10 protein-coding genes and 2 pseudogenes are annotated in these 13,940 nt (G+C 65.5%); 5 read left to right on the top strand and 7 right to left on the bottom strand.

From position 1 onward, the window contains the following. Positions 1 to 168 precede the first annotated feature (168 nt). From ACFYOY_RS30330 to ACFYOY_RS30340, 3 genes and pseudogenes are all read left to right on the top strand, one after another. Complete coding sequence (locus ACFYOY_RS30330) at positions 169 to 4,053, top strand: hypothetical protein (RefSeq protein WP_388590697.1); 3,885 nt, start codon at positions 169 to 171, stop codon at positions 4,051 to 4,053. Continuing rightward, positions 4,053 to 4,703 (top strand): hypothetical protein, encoded by a 651-nt coding sequence (locus ACFYOY_RS30335; RefSeq protein ID WP_388590699.1) that lies wholly within the window; start codon positions 4,053 to 4,055, stop codon positions 4,701 to 4,703. Before ACFYOY_RS30330 ends, ACFYOY_RS30335 begins: the two co-directional genes overlap by 1 nt. Before the next feature lie 56 nt (positions 4,704 to 4,759). Beyond that, positions 4,760 to 4,904: pseudogene (locus ACFYOY_RS30340) on the top strand (IS701 family transposase); the annotation flags it as partial. Positions 4,905 to 5,304: 400 nt separating this feature from the next. On the opposite strand, the gene ACFYOY_RS30345 reads toward ACFYOY_RS30340, so the two are convergent. The 6 genes and pseudogenes from ACFYOY_RS30345 to ACFYOY_RS30370 all read right to left on the bottom strand — a co-directional run bounded on the left by ACFYOY_RS30345 (position 5,305) and on the right by ACFYOY_RS30370 (position 9,091). Continuing rightward, a complete protein-coding gene (locus tag ACFYOY_RS30345) occupies positions 5,305 to 6,504 on the bottom strand; it encodes an SGNH/GDSL hydrolase family protein (protein ID WP_388590701.1) in 1,200 nt (399 codons plus the stop codon). A gap of 250 nt (positions 6,505 to 6,754) precedes the next feature. Then, positions 6,755 to 6,895: pseudogene (locus ACFYOY_RS30350) on the bottom strand (short-chain dehydrogenase); the annotation flags it as partial. A 100-nt stretch (positions 6,896 to 6,995) separates the two neighbouring features. Further along, complete coding sequence (locus ACFYOY_RS30355) at positions 6,996 to 7,757, bottom strand: aminotransferase class IV family protein (protein WP_351893411.1); 762 nt, start codon at positions 7,755 to 7,757, stop codon at positions 6,996 to 6,998. A gap of 34 nt (positions 7,758 to 7,791) precedes the next feature. After that, the gene (locus tag ACFYOY_RS30360) at positions 7,792 to 8,307 is read right to left on the bottom strand and encodes a DinB family protein (RefSeq protein ID WP_351893408.1); all 516 of its coding nucleotides are present in this window, start codon (positions 8,305 to 8,307) and stop codon (positions 7,792 to 7,794) included. 41 nt (positions 8,308 to 8,348) lie between these two features. Beyond that, positions 8,349 to 8,699: a VOC family protein gene (locus tag ACFYOY_RS30365; RefSeq protein ID WP_351893404.1), complete on the bottom strand. Its 351-nt coding sequence runs from the start codon at positions 8,697 to 8,699 to the stop codon at positions 8,349 to 8,351. A gap of 20 nt (positions 8,700 to 8,719) precedes the next feature. Then, a complete protein-coding gene (locus ACFYOY_RS30370; protein WP_351893400.1) occupies positions 8,720 to 9,091 on the bottom strand; it encodes a MerR family transcriptional regulator in 372 nt (123 codons plus the stop codon). Between the two features lie 235 nt (positions 9,092 to 9,326). Between ACFYOY_RS30370 and ACFYOY_RS30375 the strand changes: the two genes are divergently transcribed. Continuing rightward, the gene (locus ACFYOY_RS30375; protein ID WP_388590704.1) at positions 9,327 to 11,267 is read left to right on the top strand and encodes a sulfatase; all 1,941 of its coding nucleotides are present in this window, start codon (positions 9,327 to 9,329) and stop codon (positions 11,265 to 11,267) included. 106 nt (positions 11,268 to 11,373) lie between these two features. Here the strand turns inward: ACFYOY_RS30375 and ACFYOY_RS30380 are convergent, their stop codons facing one another. Then, positions 11,374 to 11,682 carry a hypothetical protein gene (locus tag ACFYOY_RS30380; protein WP_351893393.1) on the bottom strand — a complete coding sequence of 103 codons (309 nt, stop codon included), beginning with the start codon at positions 11,680 to 11,682 and terminating at the stop codon, positions 11,374 to 11,376. Positions 11,683 to 11,856: 174 nt separating this feature from the next. On the opposite strand from ACFYOY_RS30380, the gene ACFYOY_RS30385 reads away from it, so the two are divergent. After that, a complete protein-coding gene (locus tag ACFYOY_RS30385; RefSeq protein WP_351893390.1) occupies positions 11,857 to 13,917 on the top strand; it encodes a restriction endonuclease in 2,061 nt (686 codons plus the stop codon). The last annotated feature ends 23 nt before the right edge of the window (positions 13,918 to 13,940 follow it).

The following is a 13,940-nucleotide window of genomic DNA, read 5'->3' on the forward strand; positions in this document are numbered from 1 at the left end:
CCGGCCCCAGCCCCGGCCCCGGAGCAGACGGCCGCCCCCACCCCCACTCCAACCCCGGTCCCCCCGTCCGCCGCCCCCGGCCTGTCCCCCCGTCACCTCCAGCGCCTGCAGGCCGCGGCCGGGAACACGGCGGTCTCGCGTCTGGTCGCCCAGCGCTACGCGGCGCCGGTGAAGCCTCCACCGGCCCAGGCCCCCGGTTTCCGCAAGGTCCAGTCGGACGTCGCGGCGAAGAAGCAGAAGCTGGCCCAGCACCACCCCGCGACCGCGGAGTCCCGGTCCGCCCAGGACGCGGCGGTGGCCCCGCCGGACGACAAGGAGGCGCAGGGCAAGGCGGCCAACGCGGAGAAGATGAACGCCGCCAAGCCGGGGGAGTTCGACAAGGCGGGCTTCATCGCGGCGGTGAACGAGGCGATCGCCGCACAGGCGCCCAAGAACCTCGACGAGGCCGACAAGTTCGCCGACTCCGGCAAGGCCGACAAGATCAAGGGCGAGGTCGACGGCAAGGTCACCGACGGCAAGAAGGCGTCCTCGAAGGACATCGAGACGACCACGAAGGCCGCTCCCGACACTTCGAAGGCGAAGGAGAAGCAGGTCACGCCCATGGGGCCGGACCAGCCTCCGGCCAACCCGGGTGCACCGAGCGCCGCGGACGCCACTCCGCAGCAGCAGCCGCCCGAGGTCACGGACTTCTCGGAGGGCCCGAAGAAGACCGATCAGCAGATGGCGGACGCGGACGTCACCGAGGAGCAGCTGGCCAAGAGCAACGAGCCGGAGTTCACGGACGCCCTGGGCGAGAAGAAGAAGGCGGAAAAGCACTCCGCGACGGCCCCGGAGCAGGCCCGGGGAGCGGAGAAGCAGCAACTGGCCACCGCGAAGTCACAGGCGGCCGCGGCCGGCACCCAGGCCATGTCCGCCCTGACCGCCACCCGCGCGGGCGCGGGCAAGCAGGTCGACGGCGGCAAGGGCGAGGCCAAGTCGAAGGACGAGAAGAAGCGGGAGGAGGTCACCGCCAAGCTCCAGAAGGTCTTCGACGCCACGCAAAAGGATGTCGAGGGCATCCTCAACAGTCTCGACGGCAAGGTGGACAAACAATTCGAGGAGGGCGAGAAGAAGGCCCGGGACGCCTTCAACACCGACCAGAAGCGCCGCATGAAGGAGTACAAGGACAAGCGCTACGGCGGCTTCTGGGGCCCGGCCAAATGGGCCAAAGACAAGATCGCCGGCATGCCGGAGGAGGCCAACCAGCTCTTCCAGGAGTCCCGCAAGCTCTACGTACGTCTGATGCAGGGCGTCATCTCGTCCATCGCCGACACGATCGGCACGGAGCTGGGCAGGGCCAAGGCCCGTATCGCCAAGGGCCGCGCCGAACTGAAGGCGGAGGTCGACAAGCTCCCCGCCGACCTGAAGAAGTACGGCCAGGACGCGGCGAAGGACTTCGCCGGCAAGTTCGACGACCTGGAGTCCGAGGTCAACGACAAATCGAAGCAACTGGTCCAGACCCTGGCCCAGAAGTACACCCAGGCCCTCAACGCGGTCGACGAGGAGATCAAGAAACTCCAGGAGGCGAACAAGGGCCTGGTCCAGAAGGCCGTGGACGCCGTCGTCGGCGTCATCAAGACGATCAACGAGCTCAAGAACCTCCTGATGGGCATCCTGGCCAAGGCCGCCGGCGCCATCATGAAGATCATCAAGGATCCGATCGGCTTCCTGGGCAACCTGGTCCGCGCGGTGGGCGCGGGCCTCCAGCAGTTCATCTCCAACATCGGCACCCACCTCCAAACGGGCCTGGTCTCCTGGCTGTTGGGCACGAGCGCCAAAGCCGGAATCGAGATCCCCGCAAAGTTCGACCTCAAAGGCATCATCCAGCTGATTGCCTCCCTGCTGGGCCTGACCTGGGCGAACATCCGAGCCCGCATCACCCGCAAGGGCGTCCCCGACCAGGCCATGAGCGCGGCCGAACAATCCGTCCCGGTGGCAAAGGCCCTTGCCACCGAGGGCCCGGCAGGCGCCGCCAAGGAAATCACCGCCGAAACCGGCGACCTGAAGTCCACCATCCTCGAAGAGCTCAAGTCCTACCTGATCCCCACGGTCATCATCGCGGGCATCACCTGGATCCTCTCCCTCCTCAACCCCGCCTCCGCCTTCGTCCGCGCGGTCAAGGGCATCATCGACATCGTCACGTTCATCGTGAACCAGGGCGCCCAGATCGTCGAATTCGTCAACGCGGTCCTGGACGCGGTCATAGCCATAGCCAACGGCGGCGCGGCCGGCGTCCCCAAGATGGTCGAAACAGCCCTCGCCGCCAGCATCCCCCTCCTCATCGGCCTCCTCGCGTCCTTGCTCGGCATCGGCGGCCTGGCCAGCAAAATCAAACAGGTCTTCCAAAAGGTCTCCCGCCCGGTCAACCGAGCCATAGACAAAATCGCCGCCAAAATCGCCCAGGCCGCCAAGAGGCTCTGGTCCAAGCTCAGGCGAAATGGCCCCCGGAGAGACAATAGCCCTCAGGGAAAACAAGAGCGGCTGAAGAAGGGTCTCAAGGCTGCGATCGACGTAGCCAACAAGTACGAGGGACGGCTTGTCAACCAAGACCTACTTAATGCGCGCTTCGCGCCCATACGTTCTCGATATGCCCTCGTCAAGTTGGCGGCAGTCGAGGACGGAGATCAGTGGGCTGTACATGCTGCGGTAAATCCGAAGAACGAAGGGCGTTCGTTGGCCGCAACTGAACCCCGTTTCCTGAAAAGCATCGAAGGAGAATTGCCAGGGCATGGGGCCGCATACGTCAAAGACGTACACAAGGACTGGGGGGAGCAGATCGAAAAGTCGCGTATCGATGGAAATAAAATATGGAATTCTGGGGATCTGAGTGGAACCGAAGCGAAGGCAATCCAGTTCCTGAGCAACGCCGAAGTGCAGAAGAACCTTCTCGGGTTCTTCCTTCCCAAGAAGCGGACGGGGTGGGCGGCATCGGATACTTTTGCTGATTACGTGTTCCGGGAACGCTCACCGAGCCCATCGCACAATGTGAGGAGGAATTTTCTTAGGATACTCGGAAGGGACGCTCTGAGAATGATGAAGAGCGTTGGAAAGTCTCGGATTCAGGAAGTAATGAGCGAGCACGAGGACTCCTCGTTACTGGCTGACTTGAACAAGACGAAATTCAATCCAGGGCGTAGTCCATATGGGGGCTTCGCCCCGCTGCCAGGTGGCATCGAAAAGGCTGACCCGAATCTTCAGAAAGCAGTCAGGGATGCTCCGGGGAGTGAGGCGCCGATCGTTAATTTCCTCAAAGAGATGGCCGCGGGAAAGAGTGTTGGAGAATTCAATGCGGAAAATTTCAAGGAAATCTGGAAAGAGGGGGGAGCGAATGCGAATTGGATCAAGGATCAATTCAGGGGAGTTAAGTCAGGTCATCACGAGTGGATCCCAACAGACTACATTGACAGGGTCCTTGATGTTGCGTTGCGTAGTCGTTCCCGAATCGGGGTAGAGAACGCCAAGAAGTGGATCACGCTCCAGAATGAACTGCGATCTTTCACCTGCGATGTGATTTGGGATCTAAAGATCACTGCCGCAACGAGGGAAATAGACAGAGACAGCCTCCTTGCGCATACTGGCGCCTTCTCGGAGAACACGTACAGCTCCAGGGCTGATCCGATATTCCATGGCGATCCAAAGAGGCGAAATGAGCCGAACGACCCTGAAGTGCGAATAGCTCCAGGCGGACTTCGTGGTATATTCGATAACTTCACGGAAGGGCGTGAAGATAGGACAGCAGTCGAATTTCTCAGGCATCTCCAGGGGAAGCTCGAGAATGGGGAAATCATGTGGGACGGTCAGCTGTCACCGGATCTCCCGCGTGAAGTTTACGAGCTTCCGATCAAGGGTACATATAAACATAAAATCGTGATCGTTAATCCTGAATCGACAGAAGTCAAGGTGGTGGTCGAGGAATTCGCTGATATCTCTCTGACGGATTTCGCTGACAAGCAGCAAGAGAGTTATCAGCGTGTGCTGCAGAATTTCATCGACGCGGAGGGGAAGCTGAAGTGATGGATGCCACTGTCTTGTCTAAGTTGACCCAGAAGGTAAACCACCCGCCTCCTTTTTCGGCGACAGAACTCGAATCCATTACAACGCTGTCGCTGCGGCATGCCCGGACATTGGAGGGACTGGGCCAGTGCACCCGTCTGGAGATTCTGATCCTGACCGGGTGTGACATGGCTTCATTGAGCGATCCGCTGAGCGGAATATCCTCGCTCACTGCCCTTGTGTGTCACGACAGCGCATTGTCTCACATCGGTGGCCTGGCTGATGCCCAGATCGGTCGCATGGACTTCCAGCGGAACCTTATTACCGACCTGTCGCCGCTGATTGACTACCCCGCTCTGCAGCGAATCGATGTAACTGGAAATCCCCTGTCAGTGGAATCCTACCGATTCGTTATTGGCCGCCTTCAAGATAGGGGATGCCTAGTCAGGCACTCCGGCGAGAAGGAGTGGGCGATGAATCTCCGGATGCATGAACTGGGCCTCCCCTTCTCGTACTATCTGGACGCGAAGGGATATCGACTGTGCCGACCCGGTCTGGGTCTTACCGATTTGCCTGAAGCCAATCACCCCATCATCAACCCGAATGACCTTGAAATGTTGTTGTCCAAGGATCCATCGCTCGTCTCGACTCTCTTTGACAAGCGGGCATGAGATCGGTGAAACCGATCGCGGCGTCGTACGCCCGATGGGTCAAGCCATCTCATACTCAGGTCGGCGTGTTTCTCGCCTACGCCGCACCCAAGGGACACGCACTGATCGACCGCCGGCTCTACCTGCCCGAGCAGACCTGGCGCACCGATCCAGGGCGCCGCCGCGCTGCCGGGAATACCCGACGAGGTGCAGTTCGCCACCAACCACGATCACCAAGATGCGGCTGATCCGGCCTCATGTGGCCAATGTCGAGCAGCGGTCGATCGCGCTTGACCTCACACGGGCGAAGGACGGGGTGACGGTAGCGCTCCCGAAGGACGCGTCACTGGTGCCGCTGCGGTGGTACGTGACGTGGTGGGCGACAAGGGCGCACCGTCGAAGGCGGTGTGGGTGAAGGTGCCCGCGCCGACAAAGAAGTGAGAGCCGCTTGCTACTCCAGTCCTCGCGATCTTGTGGCGGGCCCGGCTGGGAACGGGTACGGCCACCTTGTGATCATCGGGATCGCCCCAGAACAATGCTCCGTGTCCGGAACCGGGCCCATGCCGTGGTTGTGGCTGGAACCGCCGGAACACGGAAGCGTTCCGGCGGCAGGTCGGCCGACTCAGCTGAACAGCGACAGGTCTATGGAGTCTGCCAGGGCCCGGTAACCCGCGTCGTTGCCGTGCAGATGGTCGCCGACGTGGAAGTCCTCCCTGATCCGGCTGGGGCGGGCCGGGTCGCGCCAGACGGCGTCGAAGTCCAGCACGGTGTCGAAGGCGCCACTGGTGCGGATCCACTCGTTGACCGCCTGGCGTGCGCTCTCGCCCTCCGGTGTGTAGACCTCCGCGCCCTCGTACGGCGCGATCGTCGTGGCATAGACCCTGACGCCGTGGCCATGCGCCCGGGCGATCAGCTGGCGGTAGCCCGCGATGACGTCGTCCGTCGTCACCGGCGCGCCGGGGAACACCTTCAGGAAATCGGCCAAGGGGCCGTCGCCGTCCCGTGGGGCGAAGGAGATGGCGAGGTCGTTGCCGCCCACGGAGAGCACCACGTAACCGAGGCCGGGCGTCGCCAGCACATCACGGTCGAAGCGGGCCGCGGCGGCGACACCGATGCCGTTCTCGAGCATTCGGTTGCCGCTGATGCCCTGGTTGGAAACGTAGCCGGTGGCCATGCCCCGCTCGGCGAGACGCTCGGCCAGCAGCTCCGGCCAGCTGTGGTGGGTGTCCGGGGTCGAGCCGGTGCCGTCGGTGCGGGAGTCGCCCACCACGACGATGGACTTGGCGGGGGCGTCGGGAAGCAGCTCGACGGCGGAGATCAGGGCCCGCACCGGCAGAACCTCGGCGTTCTCCGGCAGGGTGGGGGAGGCAACGGCGTCGCCCGGAATCGTCCAGCCGGTCTCCAGGGCGGGGTCGTGGCAGGTGCAGGTCTCCACGCGCCCCGGCAGGTAGAGGCTGATGGACAGCTTGGCGAGGGCGGGCAGGTGCAGGTCGACCGGATCGCTGAGGATCGGCGCGCCCGCCGGGACGGTGACGTCCGACGCGCCGGAGAAGGTCAGCACGTGCTCGCTGCCTGGCCGTACCCCGCCACCGGGCGCCGCGAGGCCCACCCGCGCCGCCCCGATGGTGAAGGGCGCGGTCCCGAACTCGTTGGTGAAACGGATGCGCACCCGGCGCCCGCCGCCGCTGACGCGCACCACCTGGCGCAGGGTCACATCGGCGAGGGGCGGGTAGCCGTTGAGCGAGCCGAGCCCGTCGTGGGCCGCCTGGGGCGAGGCGCCCCAGCTCCGGACCCAGTCGCCGGCGTTGTCTGTCGCGGTCATCTGTTGTCTCCATTGCTCGTGATGGTGTTGCGGCATGAGGAGACTGAGGCGGGTCGCTCACAGGGGGCTCACACGGCGCTGACACGGTCCGCCTGATTCGGGGCCTTGCGGGTGGGCGCGCGAAGACCGGCGAATGGACAGGGGCGCACGGCTTCGCATCACGCTGCTCGGCCCGTTTCGGGTGTCGCGCGGTGCGCAGCGATGTCTCGTCGGCGGCGTCGGCGGTCAGGGGCAGTACCGGGGCGCCGATGGCTGTGACGGACTCCGTCACGGTTTTCAGGGTTCCGCCCGTACGGCTCAGCAGCGCCACCGGCATGCCCTCTCGCGCGAACCGGCGGGCGACCGACTGCCCTGTGCCCGGGCCCGCTCCGATGATCACTGCTCCTGGCATCACTGCCCCCAAGTAGTCCGCTGACGACGGCCGTTGACGACTGACAGCAGGACGCTAAAGCTTGACATCAGTGTCAGGGCAAGCTGGATCCGACCCCGGCTCAGATCGCGTCCCACGCCACCGCGTCGTACTCCGCGCTCACCCGCTCCATCAGCCCTTCGTCCACCGTGTACTCCACCTCGTCGATCCGCCGCACCGGTGCGAACCCCTGTGAGTTGGTGAGGAACGCCGACCGGTAGGAGGGGAGGTCGGCGAGGGTCACGTGGCGGCGGGTCGAGGGGAGGCGGGGTTCCAGGAGGGCCATGGTGATGCCCCGCAGTGAGGGGGCGTCCGGCCAGATGACCGACTCGCCGTCCCAGAAGGCGATATTGGTGATCGCGCCCTCGACCACCACACCCTGCCCATCCGTCAGGAGGGCCTCGTCGTGTCCGGCGCGGTGCGCTGCGGTGAGGTAGTGGTTCTGGCCGAAGCCGCCCAGGTGCTTGACGTGGGGGAGCTCTCGGACGAAGGGGACCGACATCACGGATTTCGGCCCCGTCGGCATCGTCTGCGGGGGACGTACCGTGACCATCAGGGTCGCCCGCTCGTCGCCCTCGGGCCAGTACACATACACCCGGAGCGAGGCGTCGCGGGCGACCGCGGCCTCCAGGGCGTGCCGGATGTCCGCCCGTACGCGCTCCTCGTCGAGGTCGCCGTCGAACAGTTCCCGCGTCGCCGAGCGCAGCCGATCGAGATGGAGATCGAGGCCGCGGACCCGGGCGTCTCTGATCTGCATCGCCGTGAAGTGCCCGTAGCTGGTGAGTGCGGGCAGCCGCAGGGTGTCCGCGGTGGCGGGCGAGCCGTTGATCTCGATGTGGGTCATCCGGCCACCGTAGCGGGGCGTCAGTAGTAGCCCTTTAGTAGTAGCCCTTCGCCCCGTCGACGAGTTCCCGGATGGTATCCATGTGGCCGGCGTGGCGGGCGGTCTCCTCGATCATGTGGAAGAGGATCCACCGCAGGCTGGTGGAGGTGGCGTTGAAGTCCGGGTGGCGGCCGGTGTCGTCCAGGGCGTGGGCCGCGATGATCTCGTTGGACACCTCGCACTGCTGCGCGTAGTCCTTGAGGAGCTGGGCGAGCGGGACGCCCTCGACCCTCATATCGGCATCCTCGACGTCCTCGTCGAACCGGGGGCCCTGGGCCGGGCGGCCGAGGAGGACGATCTCGAACCACAGGTGTTCCACCCAGCGCATATGGGAGACGAGCCCGGCCAGGGTCATCTGGGGCGAGGTGGGGAGGAAGGATCGGTGGGCATCCGCCTCGGACAGGCCCTCGCACTTCCACGAGATGACGGCACGCTGCATATCGAGCCACCCCAGTAGCTGGGTGCGCTCATCGGCGGTGCGGGGCGGGCGGATACGCGGTGGCGTCGTCATGGCGGTGACGCTAGCTCAGTGTGCGGGCGGTACGCACCGGGTCATCGGCGGTGGCTCAGCACATTGATCACGCGGCCGTCGGGGTCGCGGACGAAGAAGCGGCGGACGCCCCACTCCTCGTCCCGCAGAGAGTGCACGATCTCGGCACCGCTGTCGCACATCACCGCGTAGGCCGCGTCCACGTCGTCCACCTCGACGCTCACATCGGGGACCACCGGTCCGGTCTCGTCGTGGGTCAGCACGCTGATCTGGGCCGTGGGGTTGGTGGTGGAGGCGAGCGTCATGATCCAGCCCTGGTTCATCACCTCTTCGAAGCCCAGGAGGCCGTAGAACTCCCGGTTCTCCCGCATCGCTTCGGACCGGATGTTGGGTACGACACGGCGGACGGTCATCGTGGGCTCCCCGGCGTGGGTCAGCCGGCGGTGTTGTTGCTGAGCACGGCGTCAAGGTATTCGGAGATCGCGTCCCGGTTGCGGGTCAGGCACTCGATGCGCCGGCTCATGCGGTCCCGCTCGTTCTCCAGCGTGGCGATCATCTCCGGTGTGGCGTCGGAGAAGTGAATGCGCCGGGGCTTGTCGAGGCACGGCAGGATCTGCTTGATGATCCGGGTCGGAAGCCCCGCGTCGAGCAGCCCCCTGATCTGGAGGACCCGGTCGACGAGACGCTCGTCGTAGGAGCGGTAGCCGTTCGCGCAGCGGTCGGGCAGGATCAGCTTCTGCTCCTCGTAGTAGCGCAGCAGCCGGCGCGGTGTGCCGGTGCGCTCCGAGAGCTCTCCGATACGCATGTGTCCGTCCTTGTCTCTCCGCTCGCGTGCCGCCGATCCGGCTGACTTTCACATCCATGTGAGGGTTGCACCGTATCGTGGGGCGGGTGCGCTCGCGAGCGGGCGGAAGGCGCCGGGAAAAATGCCAGGTGATTGAACGGAGGCCCCCGGCACGCCGTACGGATAACGACGGGCCCGACTACCCGAGCCGGGTCCGCCGTGCCACCACCGGGCTTCGCAGGGAAGGACCTTCGGGTTGTCGCGCCAATCGAGCTCTCATCAGCGGTCGGAATCGGACAAGGGAACCACGGAGCAGGCCCCGACGCAGGGCCCGACTCCGGAGGGTCCACCTGAGGCCGAGGCCGAGCCTGAGGCCACGCCGGATCTCCCCGCCCAGCGGCAGGATGACACCGGGGAGCGGGACGCGGTCCCCGACCAGGAGGTGAGCTCCGTCCACGACACGGCCGCCGCCCCCGAGGGCTGGCGGGCCACATATCCCGCCGTGGCCCGGGCGGTGGCGTGGACGGCCACGGGGCTTTCCCTCGCCCTCGTGTTCCTCGCCCTCCTCCTGCCGACCCAGCTCCGCCTCATCGAACCCAGCGCCTTCCTGCGCATCCCGGTGGAGGGGGTGTTCGGCGCCACGCTGCTGCTGATGCTGCCGTCGACGGCGCGGCGGGTGGTGGCGGTGCTCGCCGGGGTGGTTCTCGGCGCGCTGACCATATTGAACCTGCTCGACATCGGCTTCAACGAGTTCCTCGGCCGTGGGTTCAACGTGGTGCTCGACTGGATACTGCTGGACGACGCCCAGTCGTACGTCAAGGACGCGCTCGGCGAGACGGCCGCCACCGCCGCCGTGATCGGTGTCGTGGTCCTCGCCGTCGCCGTGCTCGTCCTGATGGGGCTCGCCGTCCTGCGGATCAGCAACGTCATGGCGAGGAACAGCGCCGTGGCGACCCGCACCACCCTGGTGCTCGGCACGGTCTGGGTCATGTGCGCGGCGCTCGGCGTGCAGGTGGCCGGGGCGCCGTTCGCGTCCCGGAGCACCACCGCGCTCGTCCAGGACCGGGCGGAGCGGGTGCGCAAGACCCTCAAGGACGAGCGGGAGTTCGCCAAGGTGGCCGCCGTCGACACCTACGGCGACACCCCCGGCGACCAGCTGCTGACCGGGTTGCGCGGCAAGGACATGATGTTCACCTTCATCGAGAGCTACGGCCGCTCGGCCATCGAGGACCCGGCCATCGCACCCGGTGTCGACAAGACCCTCAAGAACGCCACCAAGCGGTTGAACAAGGCCGGATTCGCCTCCAAGAGCGGCTGGCTCACCTCGGCCACGTACGGCGGCAGCAGCTGGCTGGGACACTCGACCTTCCTCACCGGCCTGTGGATCGACAACCAGAACCGCTACCGCACCGTCACCGCGGGCGACCACATGTCCATCACCCGCGCCTTCCAGCGCACCGGCGCCTGGCGGACGGTCGGCATCATGCCGGGAGTCACCAAGGGCTGGCCGGAAGGCAAGTTCTACGGCCTCGACCACGTCTACGACTCCCGCGACCTCGGCTACAAGGGCCCGAAGTTCAGCTGGTCGACCATGCCCGACCAATACACCCTCAAGGCGTTCGAGCACCTGGAGCACGGCAAGAAGCACGACAAGCCGCTGATGTCGGAGATCATCCTGACCTCCAGCCACCAGCCCTGGGCACCCATCCCCAAGACGATCCCCTGGAGCCAGGTCGGCGACGGCTCGGTCTACAAGGCCATCCAGAAGGCCGGCAAGAATCCCGCGGATGTGTTCACCGACTCCAACAAGGTGAAGGCCGAGTACGGGAAGTCCATCCAGTACTCGGTGAACAGCCTCATCGACTATGTGCTGAAGTACGGCAACAAGAACACCGTGCTCGTCTTCCTCGGCGACCACCAGCCCCTCGCCCGGGTCAGCGGCGACAACGCCAGCCGGGACGTACCGGTCGCGATCGTCGCGCACGACAAGGCGGTGCTGGACCGGATCTCCCACTGGGGCTGGGAGGACGGCCTGATGCCGGGCGCGAAGGCCCCGGTGTGGAAGATGAGCTCCTTCCGCGACCGCTTCCTGGACGCCTACGGTCCGAACCCCGGTGGCGGCACGGTCCCTTCCGCACCGTCGACCTCACCGAAAGCCTCGCCCAAAGCCGCACCGAAGGCTTCGGCGAAGCGATAGCCCTCGAGGGTCCCAGGAGCGCAGATGAGTCAGCACCCGTGGGCCGTCGGATACGGCGGCTCCACGGGCGGCAACCGGGCGGCCGCTCGGGCGGGGACGCTGCTCTTCAGAGCAGACTCTCGTCCCGGACTGTCCAGCCCGTCCCCAGCTCACGGCGCAGAGCGACCAAGGCCGCGTGCGCCCGCTGCTTGAACGCCTGCCGCTCCTCGTCCGACCACGGCGACGGGTTCGGCGGATACTTCCAGTCGATCGACGACTGGTACCGCTGGGACAACTTCGCCAGCTCTTCTCGGGTAGCCGGGCTGATCGGCAGCCTATCCAGCTCACAGGGGTAGCCGTACGGGCTCTCGATGTCCTCCGGCCACAAGGGGGTGTCCACGCCGGCCTCGAAGAAGAATCGCAGGTAGCGGATCATGCGGCATCCTCTCAGGCGCCCCCGGGTACGGCACGGGCGGGGACTGTGCCGGCGACGGTTGAGCACGGATACCGCTGCCAGCGGGATGTGCGATATGGGCATCGTTGGATAGAGTCGCCCCGTTACAGCTGGCTGTGGGGACAGCCAGAGCGCCTGGGGGAGGGCTTGCAGCACATGAGTCGGCGTTCTAGTGGCTTGATCGGCGTATGGGCTGAGATGCAGAGGCAGCAGCAGCGCCAGATGGAGGTCGAAGCCCGACGGCGGAGGCAGGAAGCGCAACAGGCACGTGCCTATCAACGGCGAGCTGCCCAGAGTCACCGCGAGTACAGGCAGGCAGAGGCACTCCGCCGCACCGAGGAACTTGAGGCACAAGTAGCGGCGCTGCAAGGCTTTCTCGCCTCGGGCTGTCAGGCTCCGGCTTTCAGTGCCTCCTCCCTGTTGCGTACTGAAGACATCGAGCCCTTCTCGTCGGGGCCATTGGCGCGGCCCGTGCCCATGCCGAACTTCGCTCAGTACCAAGCGCAGGGCGGGTGGACCGCCAGTCGTCGGGCTCAGGCGCAGGCCGAAGCTCGGACGCGCTTCGAGCGGGACTGGCAGGCGGCCCAGGCGGCGGAGGCCCAGCGGCAGCAACAGTTGGCGTCGTACCAGCGGGCGTACCAGCAGTGGGCCGATGCCCAGTTGGTCGAGATTCGGCAACACAACGCGGGCGTTGTCGATCTGGCCGAAGGAGTGAGGCGCCGCGACCCCGATTCTGTGGTCGAGTACTTTTCCGCCGCTCTTTACGCCTCGACTGCGTGGCCAGAGGGTTTCCCGCGTCAGGTGGCAGCGGCCTATGAGCCGGCAGCCGGACAGTTGGTGCTGGATTGGGAGCTGCCCAGCTACAGCGTCGTCCCCGAGGTGAAGTCTGTTCGGTACATGCCCGGGGTGGACCAGCACAAGGAGACTCCCCGGCCATTAGGCCAACGCCGGGCCCTGTACCGTGAGGTACTGGCGCAGTGCATCCTGCTGGTCCTGCACGAACTCTTCGCCGCGGATGAACAGGGTGTGCTCGATTCGGTGACCTTGAACGGGTTCGTCGATGGGCATGACCCTACGACGGGCCGACCGGGACACATCTACCTGGTAACTGTCATGGCTCCGCGCTCGATCTTCCGCGACCTGCACTTGGCACAGGTAGACGCCGGCAGCTGCCTGTCCGACGCACTGCGCGGGCAGCTCTCGGCTCGACCCGACCAACTCACGCCGGTGCGGCCGAGTCGCCGACCGCAGGAGGTCGGGAACCGTGTTGTCACGCACGGCAGTGATGAGGAACCCGACCTGTACGAGATGGATCCGGTCGCCTTCGAGAGTCTCGTTGCCAATCTCTTCCGGGCCATGGGGATGCAGGCGGTCACTACCCAACGCTCGAACGATGGTGGGGTGGACGTCGACGCACTGGATCCAACACCGATCCGAGGCGGCAAGATCGTCGTGCAGGTGAAGCGCTACCGCAATACGGTGCCACCCACCGCAGTGCGTGACTTGTACGGGACGGTGCAGGGCGCCGGCGCCAACAAGGGTGTCCTTGTGACGACGTCGAAGTTCGGTCCTGGCTCGCATACCTTCGCCAACGGCAAGCCGTTGGAACTGATCTCGGGAACCGAACTCGTCGACCTGCTCCATCGTCATGGGCTTCGCGGGCGCCTTGGCGATGGTGCCCGTCGAGCCGCCGCGCAGACGACGCCGTCACCTCCGGACACTCGATTGCCTGACGACTACAACATCCTGGGCATGTCGTGGACCGGAAGTGTCGCCTTGGATGTGTGCGCTCTCGTCTGCCGCGGCAATCGGGTCCTCAGCGACGAGCACTTCGTCTTCTTCAATAACCCGCAGACACCGGGCGGTTCCGTGCGAGCCCTTCCCGCCGCTGCACCCGACAAGGCCGCGATCTGCGTCTCCTTCGACGGGTTGCCGGATGAGGCTGACCGACTGGTGCTCGTGGCGGCCATCGACCCGGAAATCAACCCTGACGCCGACCTCTCCGGCTTCACGGACGCATGCGTCCGCCTGCTCGACCCGACGCTGGCGGAGTTGGGACGTCTGGAAGTCTCCGACGGCCGACCGCGCGAAACCGCCTTGGTCCTCGGCTCCTTCCGCCGCAGGTCGAACGGCGACTGGGACTTCGTCCTGGGCGGCAAGGGCTACCCAGGCGGTTTGGAAGAACTTGTTCAGGATTTCGGCATCGAGGTTGAGTAGATCCGGGACTCACTGTCAGGCCT

The organism is Streptomyces sp. NPDC007875, from assembly GCF_042868035.1.
Lineage (GTDB): Bacteria > Actinomycetota > Actinomycetes > Streptomycetales > Streptomycetaceae > Streptomyces > Streptomyces antimycoticus.

Bases quoted from the DNA above. Each gene is read 5' to 3' on its own strand.
- ACFYOY_RS30335 (WP_388590699.1), top strand. From the start codon at position 4,053: ATGGATGCCACTGTCTTGTCTAAGTTGACCCAGAAGGTAAACCACCCG.
- ACFYOY_RS30345 (WP_388590701.1), bottom strand. From the start codon at position 6,504: ATGACCGCGACAGACAACGCCGGCGACTGGGTCCGGAGCTGGGGCGCC.
- ACFYOY_RS30355 (WP_351893411.1), bottom strand. From the start codon at position 7,757: ATGACCCACATCGAGATCAACGGCTCGCCCGCCACCGCGGACACCCTG.
- ACFYOY_RS30360 (WP_351893408.1), bottom strand. From the start codon at position 8,307: ATGACGACGCCACCGCGTATCCGCCCGCCCCGCACCGCCGATGAGCGC.
- ACFYOY_RS30365 (WP_351893404.1), bottom strand. From the start codon at position 8,699: ATGACCGTCCGCCGTGTCGTACCCAACATCCGGTCCGAAGCGATGCGG.
- ACFYOY_RS30370 (WP_351893400.1), bottom strand. From the start codon at position 9,091: ATGCGTATCGGAGAGCTCTCGGAGCGCACCGGCACACCGCGCCGGCTG.
- ACFYOY_RS30380 (WP_351893393.1), bottom strand. From the start codon at position 11,682: ATGATCCGCTACCTGCGATTCTTCTTCGAGGCCGGCGTGGACACCCCC.
- ACFYOY_RS30385 (WP_351893390.1), top strand. From the start codon at position 11,857: ATGAGTCGGCGTTCTAGTGGCTTGATCGGCGTATGGGCTGAGATGCAG.